Genomic DNA, 24,483 nt, shown 5'->3' on the forward strand with positions numbered 1-24,483 from the left:
AGAGGTAATGAGGTGCCGCTTGGCAGGGTCGATGGGGCCGACATTGCGGAACGCAGCCCCTGTCTCATCTGACCTGCGGCAGGTGACCGCGTGGATGGCCCGCCTGCGCGGCCCATGACAGGCGCTAAAGGGGGTTTTGACCTCCCCAGACCTCGCCAAATCAGATTCTTCATTTATGAATTGCAAATGATTCTCATTTGCATAAAATGCCGTCGATTTTGCTGTTGGTGAACGCTTCATTTTGGAGAGGAAATTATGGGTAAGGCAGGCAAATCCGGCTTCGGCGGCAAAGACTTCTTCGGCCACGGCTGGTCGAACTGGGGAAGCGGCGGCTTTTGGCACGCGTTCCATCACAATGGCGGCAGTCACATGCCCAAGCCCAAGCCAACGGTGGAAACGCCGGAACTGAGCCTTGCCCCCGCCTATCAACCTTTGACGGCGCTCTATGGCGATCAGCTCGCCCGCAAGGTCTTTCTGATCAAGGACCGCAATGGAGATGGCGATACGCTGGATGCCGGTGAGCACAGCGTCTACTTCGACGCCAGCAACCAGAGCGGCCTCGCTTCCCCCACGGACAATGTCTACGCCATCCACCAGGCCAAGGACGGCGCCGTTTACATCGCCGACGGCGAGGATGACGCCGTCTATGTGACGCGCGACCTCAACCATGACGGCGATGCCAATGATGCGGGCGAGGCGCAAGTCTGGTTCTCGAGGGACAATGCCGGCGGGCTGCAGCTTCCCACCCCCAACGGCGTCTCGACCGATGCCGCCGGCATCGTCTATGTCGTCAATGCCGGTACGGCGAGCCAGCCGGACGACGCCATCTATCGCACCGTCGATCTCAACCACGATGGCGATGCCAACGATGCCGGCGAAGCCACACGCTGGGTCGATTTGAAGACGCTGAACCTGTCTTCCTCCGCCTTCGATCTGTCCTTCACGGGCAACGTCGCCTTTCTTGCCGACACCGTCGGCGGCGACACCGACCGGATTTACCGCCTGGAAGACAAGAACGGCAACAACGTGATCGATGCCGGCGAAGCCAAGGTCTTCATCGCCGACGGTAATGCATTCGGTGTGACCATGGACCTCGCCGTCGCCGCGCAGAACGGCAGTGTCTTTACCTGGGACTATTCGGCGACGGCCGCCGGCAGCTCCCGCGTCTTCAAGCTGACCGACCTCAACAACAGCGGCGACATCGACCAGGCTGGCGAAGTCCAAAAGGTCTGGGACATGTCCCTGTTGCCGGAAGGTTTCGGCAATCGGTTCGGCTTCTCCATCGCCGCCGATGCCAATGGCGATGTGCTCATCACCTCCTACTCGTCCGCCGCCAGCGAAGCGGCGTCGCGCAACATCGTTCGCCTCAGCGATCTCAACGGCGACGGCGATTTCCTGGATCAGGGCGAAACCATCGTCACGGTCTCAAATGCGTTGGATTCCGCCACGGGTGAGCGGCCGCGTGCCGTGGGTTTCTATGACGACGGCGCGCCTACCCCGCATGCCAACACCTATCACGAGGGCGGTGCCGCGGTTTATTTCGCCGAAAGTCTGAAAATCGGCGATGCCGATTCCAAATATCTGGGCGGCGCCATCGTCAAGATCGCCCAAGGCCTCGATGCGGATCACGATGTCCTTGGTGTCGATCTCAGCCGTTGCAGCAACATCAAGGTGAGCTATGACGAGGATACGGGCGCGCTGACGTTGAAGGGCTATGCGACCGTCGCCGAATATCAGAGCGTGCTGCAGAGCCTGCATTTCGAAAGCCGAGTCGACAATCCGGACGAGGCACTGCGTCATCTCACCATCACCGTCTTCGACGAGCGCGGCGAGACGGGTGCCGGCAATACGGTCGCGACCACGATCGGCGTCGAGGGCGATTCCTTGAAGACGCTTTTCGGCACGGATTGCGATGACCGCATCACCGGCCATGCCTATGGCGAGCAGATTCTGGGCGGTGGCGGCGATGACACCATCACCGGCAAGGGCGGCAGCGACCGGCTCTTCGGCGAAGATGGCAACGACCACCTGATCGGTGGCGCCGGGAACGATGTCATCTCCGGCGGCAGTGGCCACGACACGTTGGAGGGCGGCAAAGGTGCCGACCATTTCCTGTTCAACAGCGAATCGCAAACCGACGTCATCACCGACTTCGACGTCTTCGAGGACCAGATCGAATTCGACGGCATCACCTATAAGGGCCAGGCCATTCACTCGCTGGCGGAGGCAGATGCAGCCGGTGCCGCACATTATATCGGCCACCACACCACAATCTTCGCCTTCGACAACAATGCGACCCTTATTGTCACGGAGCAGAACGGCCACGCGATCGTGTAAGGCCGGCACGATTTGGCGCTACTCTCCCTAGGTAGCACCTGCAGCACCACGGCGCGCCCGAAACGCGCCGTGGTGTTTCCTTTTTGGGGAAGAGATTGTCCGACGCCCTCAAAGAAAGACTTGCGCAGCGCTCAACTTCTGGTTTCTTGAGGCGACGCCTCTCCCGTCACCCCCTCCCCCACGATTTTCCCTTGATTTTACAGTCCCCCGACCGCACTTTGCGCGCCGGATGATCTTGGTTGCACCAATCCTTTTAACCACCCGGTCAAGTACCGGGGCAGCGATGGCCGGACGATGAGCATTAGCGACACCAAATACTGGCTGAAGACCGCGCAGACCCTGACCGAGGCCCTGCCTTACATGCAGAAGTATGCCGGCAAGCGCTTCGTCATCAAATATGGCGGCCACGCCATGGTGGACAAGGAACTGGCCAATATCTTCGCCCGCGACATCACCCTGCTGCGCCAGGTCGGCATCCTGCCCGTCGTGGTACATGGCGGCGGCCCGCAGATCGGCGAGATGCTGAAGCGGCTCAACATCCAGTCGCAGTTCATCGACGGATTGCGCGTCACCGACGCCGCCGCCATGGAAGTGGTCGAGATGGTCCTTTCCGGTTCGATCAACAAGCAGATCGTGGCCGCGATCAACGCGGCCGGCGGCAAGGCGGTGGGCGTTTCCGGCAAGGACGACAATCTGCTCCATGCCAAGAAGACCGAGATGACCAAGGATGGCGAGCGGGTCGATTTGGGCCTCGTCGGCGAGCCGGACAAGGTCAATCCCAGCATCATCCGCTCGCTGGAGCAGGCCGGCGTCATTCCCGTCATCGCGCCCGTGGGCTTCGGCCCGGACGGGCAGACCTACAACATCAATGCCGACACGGCCGCCGGCGCCATCGCCGCCGCCATCGGTGCCTCGCGCCTCCTGATGCTGACCGACGTGCCGGGTGTGCTCGACAAATCGGGCCAGCTGATGCAGCAGCTGACCGCCGGCGAAGTCCGGGCGCTCGCCGCCGACGGCACCATTTCGGGCGGCATGATCCCGAAGCTCGAAACCTGCCTGGGCGCGGTCGAGAGCGGGGTCGAGGCGGCCGTCATCCTGGACGGGCGCGTGCCGCATTCGATGCTGCTGGAAATCTTCACGCCGCAGGGCATCGGCACGCTGGTGACGCGGGGCTGAGGCGCCGCGACTGCCGCGACGCCGTCAATAGGCCGAATCGGCCTCAAGGCCGTAAGATTTCAGGATGCGGACATAGCCGCCATCGGCCCGCATGACCTGAAGCACGCGGTCGAATTCGGCGAGCTTGGCGGCATGGGGCGATTTGTCCCCCAGGCACAGCACATATTCGACCGTGTCGAAATCGTTGGGCAGGATCACCAGCTTGCCCCGCAGCTGCAGCTTGTTGACGTAGTATTGCGCGCTGAGTGCCGCCACCAGGGCGATATCGCCCCGGCCGAGGGCCAACCCACGCAGCGAGGCCGGAAAATCGGCCGCATCGGTGACGTTGAACCCGGCCAGCTTCTGCCGTGCCCAGCCATTGCCGAGATAGCTCACCAACGCAAAGGGACGCAGGTCGTCGAGGGTCCGCAGGTTGGCAACATCTTCGCGCTGGGGATGATTGCGCCGCATCGTGGCCCGCATGGGCATGCGCACCACCGGCACCTGCCCGCAAGAGGCATAGCTGTCGCGTTCCGGCGTGGGGATGCTGATGAAGCCGTCGGCCTCGCCATTCCGCACCATCTGCTGCGCGCGTTCCCAAGGGTATAGCTGCGTGTCGATCGCTAGCCCCAAGCGCTTCGTGAAGACTTCGCGCGCCACATCCACCTCGATACCCCGGACCTGGCCATCCTCGCCGAAGGCGAGCGGCGCCGCCGTCTCGGCAAAGACCAGATGGATCGGCGTCTCGGCCGCAACGGGCTGCGGCGAATGAACGAAGATGGCAAGCAGGGCAAGGAGCGCGCCGATGCCGGCACGGCGCAAGGACCGGCTCTGCCTGCCCTCAAAAGACATTGAGATCGAGGCCGTACCGCCGAAGGATCGCATGATACGCCCCCTCGGCCCGCATCACCTCGATAACGCGGTCGAATTCCGAGAGGAGGCCAACCATGGGCGAGTTCTTGCCGAGGCACAGCACGTAACTGTAATCATCGACCACCAAAGGCAGCATCGTCAGCTGGCCGGCCAGATTGTGTTCGCGCAGATAGTAGCCGCCGGCAACCGTGGTGGCAAAAGCGAGGTCGCCGCGCCCTGCCGCCAGACCGTTGATAGAGGCGCCGAAATCGGCGGCATAATGAACGTTGAAGTCGGCCAGATTCTCCTTGGCCCATCCGTTGCCCAGATAGCTGATGATCTTGAAGGGCTTGAGGTCGGCGAGCGACGCAGCGGCGTTCATCCGCTCCATTTTCGGATCATCGGCGCGCACCAGCGGGTGCAGCGGCACCCGCAGGACCGGAATGCGCCCGCAATTGGCATATTCCTGGCGCGCCTTGGTGGCGACGGTGATGAAGCCGTCGGCAGTCCCCTCGCGCACCATCTGCTGCGCGCGCGCCCAGGGATAGAGATTGACGCTGAGCGGCACCTGCAGCCGCTTCTCGAACGCTTCGCGGGCAAGATCGACGAAGATGCCGCGCGCGGCACCACCCTCCTCGAACGAGAGCGGCGTGAGGTCGATGGCGAAGGCGATGCGCACGGGCTCCTTGGCAGGAACCGGTGTCGCGCCGGCAAAAGAAGCGATCAAGCAGAGGAAGGCCAACCTGAAAAACCGGATCATCGTCCGCATTTCACCTGCCATCGCCATTTGTGCGTAGAAAGAACGCCTGTCAGCGTGAAAATTAGAGGGCATTTGTTGAGAAATTACCAACAAGAATGCGTTATGCCCTTTGCGGCACAAGAAATGTCCTGACATATTGGGAAAATCAGCATCGGATGGCTCTTGTCAGGCACTTTGCCTGGTCTTGGCCGAGACAGGAGATCGCGCAGCTTGGCCCTCATCAATCAGCTCATCTTTCTCGGCGCGCTCCTGGCCCTTATCAGCATTCTATTAGGCCAGCTTTCCTCGCGGCTTGGCGCGCCCCTGTTGCTCGTCTTTCTGGTGCTGGGGATGATGGCGGGCGAGGATGGGTTGCTGGGGATTCCGTTCCAGAGCTATCAGGCGACCTTCGCCGTGGGCTCGATCGCCCTTGCCATCATCCTGTTCGAGGGCGGACTGCGGACCCCGCGCGAGGTGGTGAAGCTGGTCTTCTGGCCCTCGCTGACGCTGGCGACCTTCGGCGTGCTGCTGACCGCGCTGTGCATGGCGGGGATGGCGGTACTGGTCCTCGGCATGCAGCCGCTGGAAGGCGTGCTGATGGGCGCCATCCTGGCTTCGACCGACGCCGCCGCCGTCTTCATGCTGCTGCACGGGCAAGGGGTCGCGGTGAATGCCCGCGTCGGCGGTACGCTGGAACTTGAATCCGGCATGAACGACCCGATGGCCGTGTTCCTGACCCTGATGGCCGTGCACCTCGTACAGGCGGGCGCGGCGGTGAGCGGCTGGTATGTGCTGGCAAGCTTCACCCTGGAACTGGTGGGGGGTGGCATCATTGGCATGGCGGGCGGCTTTGGCTTACGCTGGCTGCTGCAGCGCCTCACCCTCTCCGCCGGGCTCTATCCGGTGCTGGCAACAGCGGGCGCCCTCCTCATCTTCGCCGGCACCAACACGGTCCATGCCAGCGGCTTTCTCGCCGTCTATGTGGCGGGCGTGATGCTGGCGCAGACGCCCTACCGCGCACAGCAGGTGATCACCCGTTTCCTCGACGGGCTCGCCTGGCTCGCCCAGATCGCGATGTTTCTGATGCTGGGCCTCCTTGTGACACCCTCGGCCCTCATCGCCGATCTGGCGGCGGCCCTCATTCTGGCGCTGGGCCTCATCCTGATAGCGCGGCCGGGCGCGGTAATGCTGTGCCTCATTCCCTTCCGCTTCAACTGGCGCGAGCGCGGCTTCGTCGCCTGGGTCGGCTTGCGTGGTGCCGTCCCCATCTTCCTCGCCTCGATCCCGATCCTGGCTGAGGTGCCAAATGCACAGGTCTATTTCAACGTCGCCTTCGTGGCGGTGCTGACGTCGCTTCTGGTGCAGGGCTGGACCGTCGGGCGGGCGGCGCGGTTCCTGGGCCTTGAAGTGCCGCACGCCGCGCCGCACGGGCAGGACCTCGACATCAGCCTGGGCCACGGCGCGACACGAGAACTCGCCGGCTACCGCGTGCAGGAGGGGGCGCGCATCCTCAACTACGATTACGGCGAGATCGACTTGCCGCCCCAAGCCGAGATCATCAGCGTCATCCGCGAGTCAGCGCCGATCGCCCTCTTTCGCGAAACGCGGCCGCTTGCCGGCGACTATGTCATCGCCATCGCGCCGTCGGCGGAAATCGCCGGGCTCAACCAGTTCTTCGCCCATCACGAAGTCGATGAGGCGTCGGCCGCCGGTTTCGGCGAGTTCGTGTTCGAGGCGGAAACGCTGGCCAGCGACCTCGCCCTCCTCTACGGCCTGCCTGTCGGCCAGGTTGCCAAGGATCTGACGCTCGGCGCCTACCTTCACGAACGGCTTGGCGATCAGGTAGTCCCGGGCGACCGATTGAAGCTCGGCGAGATCGAGCTGGTCGTGCGCGAGGCGCGCGACGGGCGCATCCAGCGCATCGGCCTCGAGCTCGAGGATACACGCGTTCACCTCCCCGTGACGCGCACCTTGCGCAAGCTCAAGCATCCGATGAAGACCTGGCGCGCCTTCCGCCGCCTCACGGGCGTCTGAGATCAGGCGAGGTCGGCCGCCACCTCACGCAACAGCCAATCGCGGAAGACGCGGATCTTGCGCTGATTGCGCCGTTCCTGTGGATAGACCAGCCAGTAATCTACCGGCTCACGCGCGAGAATGGGCAGGACCTGCACCAGACGGCCTTCTGCGATTTCTCTGCGGAAGAATGCCGGTGTGAGCAGCGCCAACCCCTGCCCCGCCATCGCCGCATTACCGAGAATCTGCTGGGTGGGCGCCATGATGTTGGGGCCGGAGCTTGGGCGCGGATCGGCGATCCCCGCTGCCTTGAACCACAGGCGCCAGGCATTGTCGGTCCAGTCGAGAAGCGGCAGGCGCAGGAGATCGGCCGGCCCGGCGATCGGCCCTGCCGTAGCGAGGAAGGTCGGGCTCGCATAGACGCTGATTTCCAGCGGCAGGAGGTGATGGGCGGCAAGGCCTGGCCAATCGCCCCGGCCGCCGCGAATGCCGAGGTCGAAATTTTCACGCGTGAAATCGATCTGGCGTGTCGACATGTCGAGGCGCACGGCAATGTCGGGATGGGCGGCCTGGAACGTACCCAAGCGCGGCACGAGCCAATTGGTGCAGAAGGTGCTGACCGCTGTTACCGACAGCACGTTCTCATCGCTCTGCTTCAAGGCGTCGAAAGCAAAATGGAGACGCTGGAAGGCATCGGCCACGGCCGGGGCGAGGCGTTTGCCTGCTTCCGACAGTACTACTTTACGCGCCTGGCGAAGAAACAGCGGCGCCCCAACCCGGTCCTCGAGCTGCTTCACCTGATAGGAAATGGCGGCCTGGGTCAGACCAAGCTCGGCTGCCGCCTGGGTGAAGGAACCCAGGCGCGCCGCGGCCTCAAAAGCCCGAATGGCGCTGAGAGGTGGCAGCTTCGACATCATCTATCCATAAATTTGGCTTATCCATATCCTTAGAGGATTAGTTGGTTTTTTGGGCATGTCTAGCCGAAATTGAAGCCCGAAAGATAAGTTTGACTGGGCCTGATGGAGATGGAAATGACACTGATCGAGACCTTGTCCCGCGGCCTCCTACCCTGGAACTGGGCGTGGTTGCATGCCAAGAGCCAACAAAAGCCGGTCGATTTCAGCCGACTTTCAAAGCATATGCTGCGCGATCTGGGCATGTCGCACCGAGATGCCCAAGACCTCGTCGCTGCCGAACGGGCGCGCTTCCTCTAGCGGGGGAGCCGCTCCAAGGGGAGGGCCGCCACCTTGGACGGACGTCCTTTCGCAGCATCGAAACCGGCCATGTCGGTTGCCATGCAGAGGGAATTGAGGATCGCTTCTTCGGTCGCCTCGATTGCCGCTTCAAACAGGGGCGAGACGAGTTCGTTGGGAAGCTCGGGGATCGACTGCACCGCCCGGCGCCGCGCTGGCGTGCGCCGCACATCGGCATGGGTCGAGAAGGCCAGCGCATAGTCACCCGAACCGTTGCTCAAGGCCGCACCCGTTCGCGCCAGGCCACCGAAGCAACGTTCGGCGAGGCGCCGGAGGTTGCGGTCGGAAAGTGGCGCATCGGTCGCCGCCACGATCATGATCGAGCCGTCGGGATCCGCCATTTCACCCAACAGGGGACGGCCGTCAATGCGCAGCGTGCCGCCGAAATTCGACTGCACCAGCACACCCAGCGAGAATTCGCCGACCAGCCGTGATGATGTGCCGATCCCGCCCTTGAAGCCGAAAGATACCGTGCCGGTGCCGGCCCCAACGGCCCCTTCCGTGACCGGTCCATTCGTCGCCGTGTCGATGGCACTGCGAATTTCAGCAACGCTCGGTCGCGCCGCACGGATATCGTTCAGGCGCCCGTCATTGGTCTCGCCCACCACGGCATTGACCGAGGTCACGCGCTCATTGCCTTCCTGCGCCAGCGACCAGCCGACCGTCGCCTCGATACCACGACCGACCGCCAGCGTGTTGGTGAGGACAATCGGTGTTTCGATCTCGCCCAGTTCCATCACCTGCGTCGCACCGGCAAGCTTGCCGTAGCCGTTGAGGATGGCAAGACCCGCCGGCACTTTCTCCTGGTAGAGATTGCCGGGATGCGGTCGGATCACGGTCGCCCCGGTGCGCGTGCGGTCACCTTCGATCAACGTCACATGACCGACGAGGAGTCCGTCCACATCGGTGATCGCGTTCATGGTCCCGGTCGGATAGCGGCCGAACGTCAAACCAAGATCTCGGGCGCGACTGCGCTCCAGCGAGCTGGCCATCTTCAGGCCGGACGCGCCGGAATGGCGAGGCCGCGTTCGACCGCCGGGCGCTTGAGCCCGCGTTCGAGCCAAGCCGGCACATTCTTGAGCTTACCGTACTCGACCAGGTCGCCCGCACCATAGAAGCCGATAAGGTTGCGCACCCAGCCCAGGTGCGCGATGTCGGCGATCGAAAAGTCGGCACCCATGATCCAGTCGCGCCCCGCCAGCCGTTCATCGAGCACGCCGAGGAGGCGCTTCGTTTCGTTGACATAGCGCTCGAGCGGGCGCTTGTCGGAAATGTCCTTACCGGCAAATTTATGAAAGAAGCCGACCTGGCCGAAGATCGGGCCAACATTCGCCATTTGGAAATAGACCCATTGCACGGTCTCCCAACGACGGATCGGGTCGGCGGAGATGAGCTTGCCCGTCTTTTCTGCCAGATATTGCAGGATGGCACCGGATTCGAAGAGGCCCAGCGGCTTGCCGCCCGGCCCGTCCGGATCGATGATGGCCGGAATCTTACCGTTGGGATTGAGCGACAGGAATTCCGGCCCCCAGGTCTCATTCTTGGTGATGTCGATCGCATGCGCCTCGTAGGGCAGGCCGATCTCTTCCAGCAAGATCGAGACTTTGACACCATTCGGCGTCGGGAAGGAGTAGAGCTGCAAGCGATCCGGATGCTGTGCCGGCCAACGTCTGGTGATCGGGAAGTGCGACAAGGCGTTCATCGGTCGGGTCTCTATGATGATGGTCTCGAAGATGCCGACAAGATATAGAACATGGCATGCAAAGCCAGCCCCCTAACCCCGACCGCCCATGATCAAACCGCCGTCCATGACCAAACCATTGTGGATTGCCCTCGGAATCCTCTCGGTTGGTGCGGGCATAGCCGGGATCGTGCTGCCGCTGGTGCCGACGACGCCTTTCATTCTGTTGGCGGCTTTCGCCTTCGCCCGTTCTTCCCCGAAGCTGGAGCGCTGGATCTTGGATCACGCCACATTCGGTCCGCTCATCGCCGACTGGCGCCGGTATGGCGCCGTACCCCGGCGGGCGAAAATCCTGGCGCTGCTGCTGCTGGCCGGTGCACTTGCCGGCACCATCCTCATGCAACTGCCGCTGTGGGTGCTGAGCATCCAGGGAATAGTGGCGTTCGGCGTTGCAGCCTTTCTGATTTCCCGGCCGGAAGGTCCGCGCGGCGATCCACCCACCTCAAAATAGTTTTCTATAATTTTATAGTTGACTATAAAATTATTTGACAAGACCGGCTGGCGCCACCTAGCCTTTGACGATCGGCCGCGATTTTCGTGGCCATCGACGGAGCCCGGATCATGCGCCACGCTAGAACTTGCGTCCTTGTTGCCACCTTCCTTGCGGCGGCGGCGATGCCGGCCGCGGCCGAAGACAAGCAGATCAACATCTACAACTGGTCGGACCTCATCGGTGGCAGCACGGTCGCCGATTTCACGGCGGCAACCGGCATCAAGGTGCAGTACGACACCTATGACAGCGACGAAGTACTGACGGCAAAACTCCTGACCGGTGCTTCCGGCTACGATATCGTCGTGCCGACGGCCACTTCCCTTCCCTATCAGGTCAAGGCAGGGGCACTCCTGGAACTCGACCGCAGCAAGATTCCCAATTGGAAGAATCTCGACCCCGACCTGATGAAGGCGGTCGAACAGTCGGATCCCGGCAACAAGCACGGCATCATCTACGATTGGGGCAGCACCGGCCTCATCATCAATGTCGATGCAGTTCAAAAGCGCCTGCCCGGCGTGGCACTCGACAGCTATGCCATCCTTTTCGATCCGGCCAATGCCGAGAAACTCAAGGATTGCGGCATCTCCGTCCTCGATTCACCTGCCGACGTGATGCCCATCGCCCTCAACTATCTGGGCCTCCCGCCCAACAGTGAAAAGGCTGAGGATCTGGAGCGCGCCAAGAATGCGCTGCTGGCGATCCGCCCGCATCTTCGCTACATCCATTCAAGCTCGTACCTCAACGATCTCGCCGCCGGCACCATCTGCCTCGCTATCGGCTGGTCGGGCGACGCGACGATCGCGCAGGCGCGCGCCGATGAAGCGAAAAATGGCGTCAAGCTCCAGTACATCGTGCCCAAGGAAGGCACCCTCTCCTGGTTCGGCATGATGGCGATCCCCGCCGATGCGCCGCACCCGGAGGCGGCCTATGCCTTCATCAACTTCATCCTGGAACCCAAGGTGAGCGCCGATTTCGTCAACACGGTCGGCTATGCCAACGCGGTGCCGGACAGCCGGAATTTCGTGACCCCGGAACGGGCTGCCGACGAGACGATCTATCCGACCGAGGATGTGAAGAAGCGGCTGTTCCCGTCAGTCACCGCATCGCAGGAATATGACCGCCTGCGAACCCGCGCCTGGACGGAATTCAAAAGCGGGATGTGATCTTTCAGACGGCATGCGGTACCAGCAGTGCCTTGAGATCGCGCCGGATGAAGCGCAGGCTCTGCTGGACCGTGAGCTGATCGAGACAGACCAGCTGACGAAAATGATAGGCGAAAATGGCATAGGCGATATCGACAATGGCCTCGATATCCGCCTTGGGCGACAGCGCCGAGGCCTGGCCCAGCGACTTGGCGAGGCGCCGCAGGTTGGCGCGGAACAGACCGCGCAGATCCTCGATCTCAATCCGGTTCTCTTCGTCGCGGATCATCGAGGCCAGCAATTCCCGCCAGAGCTTCTTGTCCGGAGCACCGTTGATGTCGCCGATTTCGATCTTCATGAGCGCCATGAAGGCCTCGACAGGATCTGCCGGCGGGTCGTTCAGCACGGCGGCGCAGGAGTCCTGGCTGCCCTGCACGTTGGCGCGGACGATGTCGAGCAGGATCAGCTGCTTGGTCGGGAAATAATTGTAAACCGTCGCGACCGACACGTCGGCGGCGATGGCAATATCCTCCATGCGCGTACCTTCGAAGCCGCGGTCTCGGAACAGCTGCCCGGCCGCATCGATCATGGCCGCGCGTTGCCGCTGCTTCTTGCGGTCACGCAAGGCGACAGGCGCCTTCTTCTCGTTCGTTGCCGCCATCGAAATCGCTCCGGATCAGGTCAGGTGCGGCACATGAATGGATCGGGGACTCGCGCGCACCGCAGCGACATGATGCCGAAGGACAGTTTCATGCGCGACACCAATCTTGAAGTGAACTCCAATTTAACCGGTGCCACACAGGCACCGTGACAGGTGAAGGCATGATTGTGGAAATGACAGATCGCGACAGCGCCCAACGTCCCGTCGTCGAGACACGCTCGGGGCCGGTGCAAGGCATTACCGACGCCCGGACCGGGCAGCAGCTCTTTCTGGGCATCCCTTACGCCGAGCCACCGCTGGGCAAGTTGCGCTTCCGGCCACCGCGCGCCAAGGAACCGTGGCGGGCACCACTTGATTGCAGCCGCTTCGGCGCCGCCGGCACGCAGATTTTCGATCCGACCGAAGGTGCCTATGAAGAGTTCACCGGGAGCCCGGCGGATGGCGCCCCGGCACGCTGGGTCGGGTCCGAGGATTGTCTGACGCTCAACATCTGGCGCCGCCCGAACGGCGCCAGTGGGAAGCCCGTGCTGGTCTGGATCCACGGCGGCGCCAATTGGCTGGAAAGCAGCCGGCTGGAAATCTATCACGGCGACCGCTTCGTCGACGCGCAGGACGTCATCTTCGTTTCCATCAACTACCGATTGGGAATTTTCGGCTGGCTGGAATTGAGCGGGCTGGGCGGCGCCGACTATCGCGGCAGCCACAGCAACGGCTTGCGCGATCAGATCCTGGCACTGGAATGGATCCGCGACAATATTGCGGCCTTCGGCGGCGATCCCATGAACATCACGGTGATGGGCGAGTCCGCCGGCAGCATCGATATCAGCTGGCATCTGGCGGCCGGGCGCCTTGCGGGAATCGCCCGGCGTGTCATCATGATGAGTGGCGTTGCCGGCCTGCCCGGCATGACGGCCCCCCTGCCGCATGAGTGGAGCGAGACCCACGGCCTCACCCAGGCCAATTGCTTCCTGGCACGCCTTGGCGTCACCACGATGGCGGAACTCACGGCCCTGTCGACAGCCGACATCATGAACCGCCTAGTAGAGGTGGCCGCTGCATCGGACACTTTGTTCGAAATGGACGCCCTGTTCTGGCCCCGGGTCAGCAGCAGCTATGCGCCGGTCGATCCGTTCACGGCGGCGCGACATGGACACGTCACCGGGATCGACGTGATGATCGGCTGCACGGATTATGAGATGGGCCTGTGGCTCAACTGGGACGCGACGCTGGACCAGCATCCCGTCCGCTGGACCGCCGAGCGCCTGCCGGCGCTGACGCCCGAGCAGCGCAAATCGGTCTGCGCCCTCTACGATTCCTGGTTCGCGCACGACACGGAGGGAAGCCGGGGACTGCATTTGCTCGGCGATTTGCTGTTCCGCCTGCCCAGCATCTGGTTCGCCGACGAAGCTGCGGGACAGGGTTCCAATGTCTGGACGTTTCTCTTCGACTGGTCGGTCGATGACCGGCGGCGCGCCCAGCATGCCGCCGACCAGGCCTTCCTGTTCAAGAAATGGGAGACGTCGGCCGGGCGTCACCTGCTGGGCGACGAAATGCCGGCAGATGATGCGAGACGGCGTGATCGGACCGCTGCCGCCATGATGGACGCCATCCTTTCCTTCGCCACTGGTGGCAATCCCAATGGAGACGGGGTGGATAATCTTCCGACCTGGCCGCGCTATGACAAGGCGCAGCGTGCCGTCATGTGCTTTGGCCGCGACATCCGCGTCGTTGCCGACCCGGCGGGCCCACGGCGGCAATGGTGGACCGAGACGATCTACCGGCAAATCACCGCCGGCAAATAGAACGCCTGCTGATTCTGCTTAAAGCCGGCCGCGCTCCAGGATGCGTTCGCGATCATCCCGCGACAGCCGGCTCCCCAGATCGAGGAACATCTCCGACATGGCGGAGAAGAAGCGGTCGGCCGCCTGTTTCCGCGCGGCCAGTGCGGTCTTATAGGCAGCCGCGTCGAAAGGATCGGATGCGAAGGCCTGCTGCGCCACCAATTGCGAATGACCCAGCTCGCCGTAAAGCATGTCGAGATCTTTCCGGCGCTCCTCGTAGACAGAAAGGATGGCGGCCCTCCCTTCCGCAGATTTGACCGATCCGCTTAGCCGGTCGATCAGTTCCGCCGGCGGTGGTGGTGCCACCGGCCCTTGCGGCGGCGGCGCATAGCCCAGCCACTGGACCGCGACGAAACCGATCAGAAACAGGTTCCCGAGCAGGGAAAGGAACAGCAGGCGGCTTGCCGGAACGCCCCCAATAGATTCACGCATCGTCACTCGCCGCCACCCCTAGATATAGAATTGGTCCGAGCTGACCAGGAAAATGCCGGACGCGTCGAAATCTGCCGGTTTGGAGGCCGCGAGATCTCCGGCGACAACACCGATCAAGAGGACGATGCAGCAGAGTAGCGCCGCCTGCAGCACGCGCGGCCAAGGCATACGGAGCGGGCTGATAGCTTCCTCAGGATGAGCGGAATCGTGGGCGCGCTGCGCCGCCATGACGCGTTCCACAAGTTCACCGGGCGGACTGGTGTCGGCGCGCGAGAGGAGGAATTCGTCGACCAGACGTGCATCATGCCAGGCGGCTTTTGCCTCTGCCGATTGAACGAACAGAGCCTCGCCGGCAGCGCGGATCTCCGGCGGCCAGCGGGACAGGTCGGCCCCATAGCGGTCGAGACCCGCTTCAAATTCGGCCAACGATAGGTCAGGATGAGGCGAAGCCTCATGAATCGGGGAAGGCTTGCTGCACATTGAGGCGGTCCCGTTTTAATTGGTCCCTGAGGTTTTGTCGGCCCCTCTTTAGGAGCGACTCTACGGCTGTCACCGAGATACCCATTGCCGAGGCAGTGTCTTTGGCACTATAGCCCTCATGATAGCTTAGAAACAAGGCAACATATTGTGCGCTCGGCAGTTGCGTCATGGCGCTCCTGAGGCGCCGCATCACGTGGCTTTGATAGATCCGCGTCACCGCATCGGCCTGCTGGTCGGCCGGCTCCTCGGCAGAGTCCAGTGCAATATCGCGCTGCTTACGCTTGACATCGATGCACCGGTTGAACACGGCGCGGAAAAGCCAGGACGTGAATTTGGCATTGGTCTGGCGCCAGTCCGCCCGGCGGATCCACAATTGCAGAAAGACGTCCTGGACGATGTCCTCGGCCAGGGCGCTGTCGTGCAGCACCCGGACCGCCAAGCGCTGGCAGCGATAGATATGCCGGACCACGAGGGTGCGATAAGCCGATTCGTCGTCGGCCCGCATCAACTCGAGCAAATCTTCATCCGACATTACACTTTCTTCCGCCCCCCCCGGCCCCTCATGGCCTCGGTCGCGCTGCTGGCAGCCAGTGCCGCCGTTCCGCCGATCTGCCTAGAGAATGACATTGGTATCCCTGCCCACGGCCGCCCCACGCGCCGCCGCGCCTTCGCGCGCAATCCGCGCCCAAGCATCGCGCATGCCACGAAGCTGTCGTGCGAGCCGCTCATAGGCCTGGAATGGATCCTTTCGCCGCGGCACGGCCAGCGCATGGAAGCTGATCGTGAGATAGAAGCGCTCCAGACGACCGATCAGCGGCCAGTCGCGCATGCGGTCGAGGGCCGAATTGAGCCCCAGCATGATACGCGACACGCGGTCGAGTTCCGCGAGTTCCATGTCCAAATGTGTCTCGCGGCGCGCTTCTTCCGCCCGCATGAGGCTTGCGAGCGCCGCGTCGAGGAGCGACAGGACCATCACCACGGCATTGCCGCCGATCTGCGCCTGCCGATAGGCACCTGTCGCTATGGCCGTTCCCCGTTTCATGTTGCCGTCCTCAAGCTAAATCGTTATTGCGGGCTCAATCGTTGTTGTCGGCCAGCAGCTGTTCCAGCTGGTCGCGCAGCCGGCTTGCCGCGTTGATCTGCGCCTCGATCCGGGCGTAATACTCGGTGAGCCAGGCGCGATAATCCTCGGTTCGGCGCTCGATGTTGGAAACATCGGTTTCCATCCGATCGATGCCGTCCTGAAGTGCGGACATTTCCTCGGTCAGGCGCGCCCCGTCGGCCCCGGCATAGGCACCGACATAGTCGTTGAGCCGGTCGGCGAACAGCTGCCCTACTCCCCGGCTGATCGAAACCTCGACCGAGGCGGAGGTGGAGCCGATATAGGCAAAGGTCATCCCTTCGAAGATCGTGCCGTCCTTCCCCTTGATCCGATTGCCTGTCACCGTGAACAGCGAGCTGTCGCCATTCACCGAGACCGACGAGATATTCCCGTCGCCATCGACCGCGATATCGAATGTGTAGTCGCCGCTGGCGCCACCCGTGCCATTGTTGATGACGGCAAGGTCCGTCGAGGATGTCGTCGCCTCGAAGCGGAACAGGCCCGCGACCGCATCAAGATCGGTGCTGAGTGCATCGGCCAGCGCCGTGCTGTCGATCACCAGATAGTTGTTGGCATCCAATGTAATGCCGATCGTCGACAGTTGCGTCGCGCCGTCATCGGTGCTGGTGCCGAACAGGCTGGAGAGTTCGTTGCTGATGTCGCGCAGCAAGGACGATCCAAAAAGAACCGCATCGTCAGCCGCGGTGCCGTCGCTGCCCGTCGCCTGATTGGTCAGAATGAAATCGCGTAGCGCGTTATAGGCATCGACAAAGTCGGTGATGGCATTGCTGATACCGGTTAGATCGGCGCCGATATCGAGCGTCACGGTGGTATTTTCGTCACCGTCGTAAAGATAGAGCGTGACCCCGTCGATAAGATCGTCGATCTCGTTACTGGAACGCGTCACCTCGATCCCATCGATGGTGAGGATAGCGGGTGCTGCCGCCTGCAATTCGTTGCCGATTCCACCCGATGCAGTAACCAGTCCCAGCGTTTCGAGAACCGATCCGCTGCTGTCGCCGAGCGATATCTGGGCGTCGGTCTCCGAAGCGCTCAAGACCAGGATATAGGAGGAAGAGGACACCTTAAGGATAGAGGCCGAGACCCCACTATCGTCGCTGGACGCATTGATGGCGGCAGCTATTTCGGAAAGCGACATACCCGCATCGACATCGATCGTTACCGTCTCCGATCCCGCTGCCCCCAGGGTGAAGCTCCCCGACAGCCCCAAATCTGTCCCGGAATTGGCGATGCCGTCACTGGCAATCTTGTGGTTCTTCGCGACCTGCTCGACAACGATGTCGTAGCTACCGGTCTGGGCGCCGTCCTCGACCGTGGCACCTATCAGATTTGTCGCCGTGCCGCCGCCGCTTGCCGACAGCGTGACTGCGCGACCGTCGAACGCATCCGATTGCGTCGAACTGGCCGGGTTCTTGAGGTTGTCGGCGGTGCTGGAAAGTGTGAGCAGAAGCGTTTGCAGCTGCTGGTAGGCGCTGAGCTTGGCCTCGGCTGCGGTGATATTGAGTTCGATCGCGTCGGCTGCGGCCAGGCGTTGCTCGACCGCCGCTTCGATCAGCGCCTCCGTGTCCAGGCTGGTGCTGGCTGAGGTCACGGCACTGATGTTGCTGGAACCCGTTGCCGAGATGACCGCCATTTTCTACCTCGCTTCCATTTCGCGTCGGCGCCGGTCCCGGGTTGGCCACAGCCGCCCCGGGACCGTCACCGCTTTACTGCAGCAACTTGGAAAGGCGCGTCGCCATATCGTTGGCGTGGCTCAGCGCCGAGATGCTGGCGTCGGTCAGGACTTCAGCCGTGGTCAAGGCGCTCTGCTCTTCGGCAACGTCGGCATCCATGATGGCCGATTGCGCCGCTGAGAGATTTTCGATCGACGTATCGATCATCTGACCACGATAGTCGAAGCGGGACATCTGCGCGCCAATGCTGGAGCGAGCCGTCAGGACCAGATCGATGGCCGCATCGATCGCGGTTGCCGCCGTCTCCGCATTGGCCTGGGTATCCACCGTCGACGCGTTGACGCCGAGCGCCGTCGCGTCGATATCGTTGATGGTGACGGTCAGCGAATCCGTCGCCGCATCGGTACCGAGCAGGAAGTCGACGCCGGTCGCAAAATCCGTGGTGCCGTCGAGCAGCGATTCGCCGTTGAAACGCGTGCCAGAGGCAATGCTGTCGATTTCCGAGATCAGCTCCCCGAATTCCGAGTCGATATAGGCCCGCTCGTCATCGGTGACGGCGCCCGACAGCGATTGCGAGGCCAGCGTCTTCATACGCTGCAGGATGTCGGAAATTCGGGCGGCACCGCCGTCTGCCGTCTGCAGCACCGAGGCACCATGCGAGGCGTTGGTCGATGCCTGCTGCAGAACCGTAACATCGGACTGCAACCGGACGCCGACGGCGAGGCCCGCGGCGTCGTCGGACGCCTTGGTGATGCGCGAGCCGCTGGACAGCTTGGCGACCGAACTCGATTCCTGGGCCGAATTGAGGTTGAGGTAGCGCAGCGCCGTGTTGGCCGCTGTGTTTGTTGCGATAACAGGCATGAGATATCTCCACCCGCTTGAGAAAGAATGAGCAGCGGCTCTTTAGCCGCCACGACCATCAGACCGGGAACACGCCGTGCTCTTTGCGGGCTGACTGAAGATTGAACGGGCGGGCCGCGCCATCCGGGCGCTGATTTTTTAGGCAATGCGCATTTAAGAGAATTTTAACGAACGGGCGCATTTTCACCGCCCGGGATCGATGCGCCGAACGTTTGTCTTCTGTACGGCGGACAGGAGGAGACAAAGCGATGTCGGTCAGCACCATTTCGACGGCGACCAGCACGAGCACCAGCACCAGCACCAGTTCGACGACCTTGTTCACGAACTATGAGGCGTTCCTGACGCTGCTGACCACCCAGTTGCAGAACCAGGATCCGCTCAACCCGATGGACACGGCGGAATTCACCAACCAGCTGGTGCAATATGCCGACGTCGAACAGGCCATCCAGACCAATGATACGCTGAACGACCTCCTCAGCCTCGTTAGCTGGAATACCAATACGCTGGCCCTCTCCTACATCGGCAAGAGTGTCACCTATGCCAGCGAGTACGGCATGCTGACAGATGGCGAGGCGACCTGGCGTTACGATCTGCCGGAAGAAGCCGAGAGCGTCACCATCACCGTGAAGGACCAGGACGGCAACATCGTCTATCAGGGCGCCGGCGACACCGCCAAAGGCAAGAACAGCTTCACCTGGGACGGCAAGGATGCCGACGGGAACAGCCTCGAGGACGGTGTCTATTCGATCAGCGTCGATGCACGTAACGCAACCGGCGGCGAGATCGAAAGCGACATCTACGGCACCGGCACCATCACCAATGTCAGCACCAGCGGCGACGAAATCGTGCTGCTCGTCGGCGACCTCGCTTTGTCGATCAGCTCGATCGTCGCCCTCGGATCCTGAACAAGCCAGAGAATAGGAGAGACCCATGAGCCTCGGCAGCGCCATCAACACCGCCGTCTCCGCGCTCAATGCGCAGAGCCAGGCCATCTCGATGATTTCGGACAATATCTCGAACAGCAGCACGGTCGGCTACAAGGCGACCACGGCAAGTTTTTCCTCCCTGGTGACGCAGAATTATAACAGCAGCGCCTACGCATCAGGTGGTGTCAGCGTCACGGACAACCGCAATATCGGCCTTCAGGGCCTCATTCAGAGCAGCACGGTGTCGACCAATCTGGCGCTCGACGGCGGCGGATTTTTCGTCGTTGCCCAACTAGGCAAAAATGGCCAGGAAGATTTTGCCTACACCAGGAATGGGGAGTTCTCGCCGGACAAAGACGGTTATCTCAAATCCCTAAGCGGGCAGTACTGCCTAATGGGCTACCGGGTCGACGCCGACGGCGAACCGCTCAACGGCGATGTCCACAATGTCGACAATCTCACCCCGATCGATGTCGATATCGTCTCGGGTCTCGCCAAGGCGAGCAGCACCGTCGAACTGACAGCCGGTCTCCCAGCCGATGCCGCCGTCGGCGATACGGTGAGCCTCGACGTCGAATTCTATGACAGCCTCGGTGTTGCTCACTCGACGACCCTCACCTGGGAGAAGACCGGGGCCAATGCCTGGGAAATGACGGTCGGGAATGCCACCGACCCGGACGATTCCAGCATCGTCACCGGCACCAGCACCGGTGGACCATTCGCCATCACCTTCGATTCCGACGGTAACCTCGATACGGTTTCACCCTCGCCGATGGCGCTGACCTTCACTGGCATGAGTTCGGGCGCGTCGGATGTCAACCTGACCCTGGATATCGAGGATGAAGGCGCCCTTACTCAATATGCCTCCGACGATGGCGTGATCGAGTTGCAACTCGATGGGCTGGATGTCGACGGCGCGAAGTACGGCGCCTACACCAGCGTCGAAGTCAGCAAGGACGGACTTGTGACCGCCTACTTCGACAATGGCCTCACTTTGCCCATCTACAAGATTCCGGTCGCAACCTTCACCAATCCCAACGGCCTGCAGGCCTTGTCGGACAATGTGTTCATCCCCAGCGTTGCCTCCGGCGACTATATCCTGCGCGATGCCGGCGAAGGCAGTGCGGGCCTCGTTCGGGGTTCATCGGTCGAAACCTCGACCGTCGATATCGCCGACGAGTTCAGCCGCATGATCATCGCACAACAGGCCTATTCCGCCGCCTCGAAAGTGGTGACGACCGCCGACGAAATGATCGACACGCTCATGAGTGCCATTCGATGAATGAAGCGGCCACCTTTGGCGACCTGCCGGTTGCTAGCACGGATCTTGATCGGGCATTGCGGCGCTCGAAGCGCATCGAACGCGCGGCGGTCAGCGAAATTGAGGCCTTCGCCAACCTGCAGTCGCAACAATCCCCGTGGGAGGCCGCCCGGCGCATTCGCCTGCAGGCCTTGCTCGACGAAATCGGGACAAATCTTCAGGTCCTCGATCGGCATCGCCGCGACCTTTCCCTGCGGTTGCGTCTCCATGCCAGCGCCGCCCGGGCCGCTCAGGCCTACGCCCAGGCGCGGCACCACCTTGCCCATAACATGAAAGGTTGATGCGATGAGTGCTTCGCAGAAAGATCACCGGATCGATGCGACCATCGATCTCCTTCGCCGCCTGCGGGCCCATCTGCAGGAGGACATGGCAATGATCAGCGACGGTGTGCTCAAAGGTGCGGACGACCGCAACCGGCAAAAGCTGGCGGCCGCCAACTTCATGCGCGAGGAATTGACCAGTCTGCTGGAGTACCTCAGTGCCAGGGCTTTGGCGCACGATCTGCCACCGCTCGATACTCTCAAGGAGACATTGGAGGAACTCGCGGGCACCGCCGCGCGGCACCAGCGCTGCATCGAAAGTGCGATCGCCGCGACCCAGGAACGCATCGAAACGGTGATTGAGGCCCGTCGCAGCGCCTATACCAGTCACGAGACCTATGGTCCGAACGCCGATCTCCGCAAGGGCTATCTCCACCGCTGTGCCATGAACGTGCGCACCACAAACGCCTGATCCGAAGCATGACCCGGGAGTAGAGACGCGCCATGTCCCTCAGCAGCGCCCTGACCATTGCCACATCCAGCCTGAAGGCGACGCAGACCGCCATCTCGGTCACGTCCAATAATATCGCCAATGCCGATGTTGCCGGCTACACGCGCAAGACTGTCGCCCCACAGACGGTCATCGTCAGTGGGCTCGGGAATGGTGTGTCGCTCGCCGAGATTCAACGCCAGGTCGATGCGGGACTGGAAAAGCGCACCAACGCGGCCCGGACCCAAAGTGCCGAGGCGCTGATCATTGCCGCCTATCTCGATCAGTTACAATCGGCCTATGGTTCGACGACCGGCGACGACACGATTGCGACGAAGATCGGCGACCTTTCGTCCTCCTTGCAGGCTCTTTCCACCTCGCCCGCCAGCGATAGCGATGCCCAGAAAGTCATCTCCGATCTCGCCGACCTCGCAGATACCGCCAATGGCCTGACTGATTCGATCCAGGATTTACGCCAGGAGGCCGATCAGAGCATCGCAGACAGCGTTGCTGCCGTGAACGCAGCCCTGCACAATCTCGATGAACTCAACAATCAGGTGATGCGCGCACAGGCGACCGGCGTCAGTACGGCAGATTTGGTCGACCAGCAGATGCAGCAGATCGCGGCACTGTCCGAGCAATTCAATATCAGCTACTTCACCAATGCCAATGGTGCAGTCTCGGTCTATGGACCAGGTGGCGTGCCGCTCCTCACCGACAATGTGCATGAACTGTCCTTCACACCGACCTCGCCCATCGACGCTACGACACTTTACGATCCGGCCAGCAGCACGGGCCTTTCCGGTGTCAGCGTGGGCGGCCAGGATATCACCGGATTTATCGGCAGCGGCCTGATGTCCGGGCTATTCACGGTGCGGGATGAAACGCTGGTCGCTGAGCAGAAGCTGGTCGACAATCTTTCCGCCGGCATTCTCGACGCCGTAAATGCCGCCCAGAACGCCGGCACCTCGGTTCCGGCGCCCAATTCCTTGACCAGTTCCGAGCCCATCACCGGAACCGATGCCCTGAACGGCAGCGGGACATTGCGGGTCGCCCTTCTCGATGCCGATGGCAATGTGCAATCCTATGCAGATCTCGACCTGTCGCTCTATGCCACCAATGACGATCTGGTCGCGGGCCTCGATGCCATTCCTGGCCTTTCGGCCGGTTATGATGCCGATGGCAAGCTGGTCATCACCTCGGACGATCCAAACCTGGGTGTGGGCCTCGGACAGATCTCGGGCGGGGTCGGCGCGTCAAATGAGACGCTTTCGGCGGCACTCGGCCTCAACGATGTGATGGTGCGGAGCGCCGATGGTAAACTCAGCGTGCGCAGTGACATCGCGACCGATCCCGCGCTCCTGGCGCGCGGCTCGCTCTCGACCGAGGCGACGCTCGCCATCGGCAGCAAGGGCGTTGCCAGCGGCGATGCATCGGCCGTGAATGCGATGATCGACAATCTGGCGGCGGACCGCACCTTCCCCGGCGGTGGCGGCATGGCGACCGCCACCACCGATATCGCCAGCTACGCCGCGAACCTCATCGCGCATGTCGCCGTTTCCGCGAGCGAGGCTGAAGCAAGTGCCGAGATCAAAGCCGGCACGCTGAGCAGCCTGGAAAGCAGCCTCGCCGGCAAGTCGGGCGTCAATCTCGATGAGGAAACGGCCGAACTCTCCCTCCTGGAGACGAACTACCAGGCTGCGGCCAAGGTCGTGTCGGTCGTTCAGGAAATGTACAAAACGCTTCTCAACATGATCTAGGAGCCGGCAGGCATGGACCGTATTTCATCCTTCAGCCAGCAGCGGCAATTCATCGCCCAGGCGCTCGATGTGCAGAAGCGCTATGCCGCCGAGCAGACGCAGCTGGCGACCACCGTCAAATCGCTGACTTATGACGGCTATGGCGCGAACGCCCGCACCATCATCAGCCTCGAAGCCGACATGAAGGCCGCCGACCAGTATGTCAGCAACGGCACGCTTGTGGCGACGCGCGTCGAGGCAAGCTACGGCGCCACGACCAAGCTCCTGGACCTCGCCAGCAACGCGCGCACCTGGCTTTCCTCAGTGATCTCGGGGGCGAGCGGCGAAGTGAGCGGCATGAATGTCCAGGCCGAGGCCTATCTTGCCGAAGTGGCGAGCCTGCTCAACACCAAGGTCGACGGCTATTACGTCTTTGCCGGCACCATGTCGACCGATGCGCCGGTTGACATCACGGCCTACGCAGCGACCGATCCGGCAACGGCGGATGTGAGCTACTATCGCGGCAGCACCAGTGTGGCGAGCTACGAGGCGTCGCCCGACCAGACCATCAGTTACGGCACGCGGGCGGATGCGGCGGGGTTCGAAAAGCTGATGCGGGCGTTGAGCGCCGTCGCCCAAGCCGACGAAGACCCGGTCGACGTCGATTTGCTGCAAGACGCCTTCGGTCTTCTTGATGAGGCAATCGAGGATATGTCGACCGAGCAGGCCCGTATCGCCGGCACCGCCGCCAGCATCGACGAGGCGCTCGACCGCAATGTCGACTTCCAGCTTTACGTCGATGCGCTGGTCGACGATCTGAAGAATGTCGACGTCGCCGAGATCACGGCGCGCCTGTCGGCGACCGAGCTGCAGCTCGAATCCGCCTTCAGCACGCTGAGCAAGCTGCAATCGATCAACCTGCTCGACTATCTATGATGGGGCGGAGGTTGG

At 62.2% G+C, this 24,483-nt stretch carries 26 protein-coding genes; 13 read left to right on the forward strand and 13 right to left on the reverse strand.

Annotated features, from left to right (window positions below; all coding sequences use genetic code 11):
- Positions 1-255 precede the first annotated feature (255 nt).
- Both ACE3PP_RS20020 and argB read left to right on the forward strand, forming a co-directional pair.
- Positions 256-2,337 (forward strand): calcium-binding protein, encoded by a 2,082-nt coding sequence (locus ACE3PP_RS20020; protein ID WP_374385057.1) that lies wholly within the window; start codon positions 256-258, stop codon positions 2,335-2,337.
- Positions 2,338-2,631: 294 nt separating this feature from the next.
- Positions 2,632-3,513, forward strand: coding sequence for an acetylglutamate kinase (gene argB / locus ACE3PP_RS20025; protein WP_374385058.1), 882 nt, complete (start codon positions 2,632-2,634; stop codon positions 3,511-3,513).
- Between the two features lie 24 nt (positions 3,514-3,537).
- Here the strand turns inward: argB and ACE3PP_RS20030 are convergent, their stop codons facing one another.
- Positions 3,538-4,377 carry a substrate-binding periplasmic protein gene (locus tag ACE3PP_RS20030; protein WP_374385059.1) on the reverse strand — a complete coding sequence of 280 codons (840 nt, stop codon included), beginning with the start codon at positions 4,375-4,377 and terminating at the stop codon, positions 3,538-3,540.
- Positions 4,334-5,104, reverse strand: coding sequence for a substrate-binding periplasmic protein (locus ACE3PP_RS20035; protein ID WP_374385060.1), 771 nt, complete (start codon positions 5,102-5,104; stop codon positions 4,334-4,336). The genes ACE3PP_RS20030 and ACE3PP_RS20035 overlap by 44 nt, the downstream gene beginning before the upstream one ends.
- Positions 5,105-5,314: 210 nt before the next feature.
- Here ACE3PP_RS20035 and ACE3PP_RS20040 point away from each other — a divergent pair, with 210 nt between their 5' ends.
- Complete coding sequence (locus ACE3PP_RS20040; RefSeq protein WP_374385062.1) at positions 5,315-7,117, forward strand: potassium/proton antiporter; 1,803 nt, start codon at positions 5,315-5,317, stop codon at positions 7,115-7,117.
- A gap of 2 nt (positions 7,118-7,119) precedes the next feature.
- Here the strand turns inward: ACE3PP_RS20040 and ACE3PP_RS20045 are convergent, their stop codons facing one another.
- Positions 7,120-8,010 (reverse strand): LysR substrate-binding domain-containing protein, encoded by an 891-nt coding sequence (locus ACE3PP_RS20045; protein ID WP_374385063.1) that lies wholly within the window; start codon positions 8,008-8,010, stop codon positions 7,120-7,122.
- Between the two features lie 117 nt (positions 8,011-8,127).
- Between ACE3PP_RS20045 and ACE3PP_RS20050 the strand changes: the two genes are divergently transcribed.
- Complete coding sequence (locus ACE3PP_RS20050; protein ID WP_374385064.1) at positions 8,128-8,310, forward strand: hypothetical protein; 183 nt, start codon at positions 8,128-8,130, stop codon at positions 8,308-8,310.
- Here ACE3PP_RS20050 and ACE3PP_RS20055 read toward each other — a convergent pair.
- The gene (locus ACE3PP_RS20055) at positions 8,307-9,341 is read right to left on the reverse strand and encodes a P1 family peptidase (protein WP_374385065.1); all 1,035 of its coding nucleotides are present in this window, start codon (positions 9,339-9,341) and stop codon (positions 8,307-8,309) included. The two genes, ACE3PP_RS20050 and ACE3PP_RS20055, sit on opposite strands and share 4 nt — an antisense overlap.
- 2 nt (positions 9,342-9,343) lie before the next feature.
- Entirely contained in the window at positions 9,344-10,051 is a 708-nt protein-coding gene (locus tag ACE3PP_RS20060) for a glutathione S-transferase N-terminal domain-containing protein (RefSeq protein ID WP_374385066.1), read from the reverse strand.
- 106 nt (positions 10,052-10,157) lie between these two features.
- Here ACE3PP_RS20060 and ACE3PP_RS20065 point away from each other — a divergent pair, with 106 nt between their 5' ends.
- Entirely contained in the window at positions 10,158-10,541 is a 384-nt protein-coding gene (locus ACE3PP_RS20065; protein ID WP_374385067.1) for a YbaN family protein, read from the forward strand.
- Between the two features lie 110 nt (positions 10,542-10,651).
- A complete protein-coding gene (locus tag ACE3PP_RS20070) occupies positions 10,652-11,746 on the forward strand; it encodes a polyamine ABC transporter substrate-binding protein (protein WP_374385068.1) in 1,095 nt (364 codons plus the stop codon).
- Between the two features lie 4 nt (positions 11,747-11,750).
- Here ACE3PP_RS20070 and ACE3PP_RS20075 read toward each other — a convergent pair whose 3' ends face one another.
- Positions 11,751-12,386 carry a TetR/AcrR family transcriptional regulator gene (locus tag ACE3PP_RS20075; RefSeq protein WP_374385069.1) on the reverse strand — a complete coding sequence of 212 codons (636 nt, stop codon included), beginning with the start codon at positions 12,384-12,386 and terminating at the stop codon, positions 11,751-11,753.
- Positions 12,387-12,559: 173 nt separating this feature from the next.
- Between ACE3PP_RS20075 and ACE3PP_RS20080 the strand changes: the two genes are divergently transcribed.
- The gene (locus tag ACE3PP_RS20080) at positions 12,560-14,188 is read left to right on the forward strand and encodes a carboxylesterase/lipase family protein (protein WP_374385072.1); all 1,629 of its coding nucleotides are present in this window, start codon (positions 12,560-12,562) and stop codon (positions 14,186-14,188) included.
- Positions 14,189-14,206: 18 nt separating this feature from the next.
- Here ACE3PP_RS20080 and ACE3PP_RS20085 read toward each other — a convergent pair whose 3' ends face one another.
- The 7 genes from ACE3PP_RS20085 to ACE3PP_RS20115 form a co-directional block, all read right to left on the reverse strand.
- Positions 14,207-14,659 carry a periplasmic heavy metal sensor gene (locus tag ACE3PP_RS20085; RefSeq protein WP_374385073.1) on the reverse strand — a complete coding sequence of 151 codons (453 nt, stop codon included), beginning with the start codon at positions 14,657-14,659 and terminating at the stop codon, positions 14,207-14,209.
- Between the two features lie 18 nt (positions 14,660-14,677).
- Positions 14,678-15,085 carry a hypothetical protein gene (locus ACE3PP_RS20090; RefSeq protein WP_374385074.1) on the reverse strand — a complete coding sequence of 136 codons (408 nt, stop codon included), beginning with the start codon at positions 15,083-15,085 and terminating at the stop codon, positions 14,678-14,680.
- A gap of 25 nt (positions 15,086-15,110) precedes the next feature.
- Positions 15,111-15,671 carry a sigma-70 family RNA polymerase sigma factor gene (locus tag ACE3PP_RS20095; RefSeq protein WP_374385075.1) on the reverse strand — a complete coding sequence of 187 codons (561 nt, stop codon included), beginning with the start codon at positions 15,669-15,671 and terminating at the stop codon, positions 15,111-15,113.
- Between the two features lie 81 nt (positions 15,672-15,752).
- Entirely contained in the window at positions 15,753-16,181 is a 429-nt protein-coding gene (locus ACE3PP_RS20100) for a flagellar protein FliS (protein WP_374385076.1), read from the reverse strand.
- Positions 16,182-16,215: 34 nt separating this feature from the next.
- Positions 16,216-17,895 (reverse strand): flagellar filament capping protein FliD, encoded by a 1,680-nt coding sequence (gene fliD / locus ACE3PP_RS20105; protein WP_374385077.1) that lies wholly within the window; start codon positions 17,893-17,895, stop codon positions 16,216-16,218.
- 73 nt (positions 17,896-17,968) lie between these two features.
- Positions 17,969-18,796, reverse strand: a complete 828-nt coding sequence (locus ACE3PP_RS20110) for a flagellin (protein WP_374385078.1) — start codon at positions 18,794-18,796, stop codon at positions 17,969-17,971.
- Positions 18,797-18,854: 58 nt separating this feature from the next.
- Complete coding sequence (locus ACE3PP_RS20115; protein WP_374385079.1) at positions 18,855-19,118, reverse strand: hypothetical protein; 264 nt, start codon at positions 19,116-19,118, stop codon at positions 18,855-18,857.
- Here ACE3PP_RS20115 and ACE3PP_RS20120 point away from each other — a divergent pair.
- From ACE3PP_RS20120 to ACE3PP_RS20145, 6 genes are read left to right on the forward strand one after another with little or no spacing between them, the layout of a single operon-like run.
- The gene (locus tag ACE3PP_RS20120) at positions 19,111-19,701 is read left to right on the forward strand and encodes a flagellar hook assembly protein FlgD (protein WP_374385080.1); all 591 of its coding nucleotides are present in this window, start codon (positions 19,111-19,113) and stop codon (positions 19,699-19,701) included. The two genes, ACE3PP_RS20115 and ACE3PP_RS20120, sit on opposite strands and share 8 nt — an antisense overlap.
- A 25-nt stretch (positions 19,702-19,726) precedes the next feature.
- A complete protein-coding gene (flgE, locus tag ACE3PP_RS20125) occupies positions 19,727-21,004 on the forward strand; it encodes a flagellar hook protein FlgE (protein ID WP_374385081.1) in 1,278 nt (425 codons plus the stop codon).
- Entirely contained in the window at positions 21,001-21,324 is a 324-nt protein-coding gene (locus ACE3PP_RS20130) for a hypothetical protein (protein WP_374385082.1), read from the forward strand. The genes flgE and ACE3PP_RS20130 overlap by 4 nt, the downstream gene beginning before the upstream one ends.
- Before the next feature lie 4 nt (positions 21,325-21,328).
- On the forward strand, positions 21,329-21,775 hold the full coding sequence (locus ACE3PP_RS20135; protein WP_374385083.1) for a hypothetical protein: 447 nt from the start codon (positions 21,329-21,331) through the stop codon (positions 21,773-21,775).
- Positions 21,776-21,807: 32 nt separating this feature from the next.
- A complete protein-coding gene (gene flgK, locus ACE3PP_RS20140) occupies positions 21,808-23,553 on the forward strand; it encodes a flagellar hook-associated protein FlgK (RefSeq protein ID WP_374385084.1) in 1,746 nt (581 codons plus the stop codon).
- A 12-nt stretch (positions 23,554-23,565) separates the two neighbouring features.
- The gene (locus ACE3PP_RS20145) at positions 23,566-24,468 is read left to right on the forward strand and encodes a flagellin (RefSeq protein WP_374385085.1); all 903 of its coding nucleotides are present in this window, start codon (positions 23,566-23,568) and stop codon (positions 24,466-24,468) included.
- Positions 24,469-24,483: the final 15 nt, after the last annotated feature.

Source organism: Dongia sp., from assembly GCF_041910485.1.
In the GTDB taxonomy this organism is placed as follows: Bacteria; Pseudomonadota; Alphaproteobacteria; order Dongiales; family Dongiaceae; genus Dongia.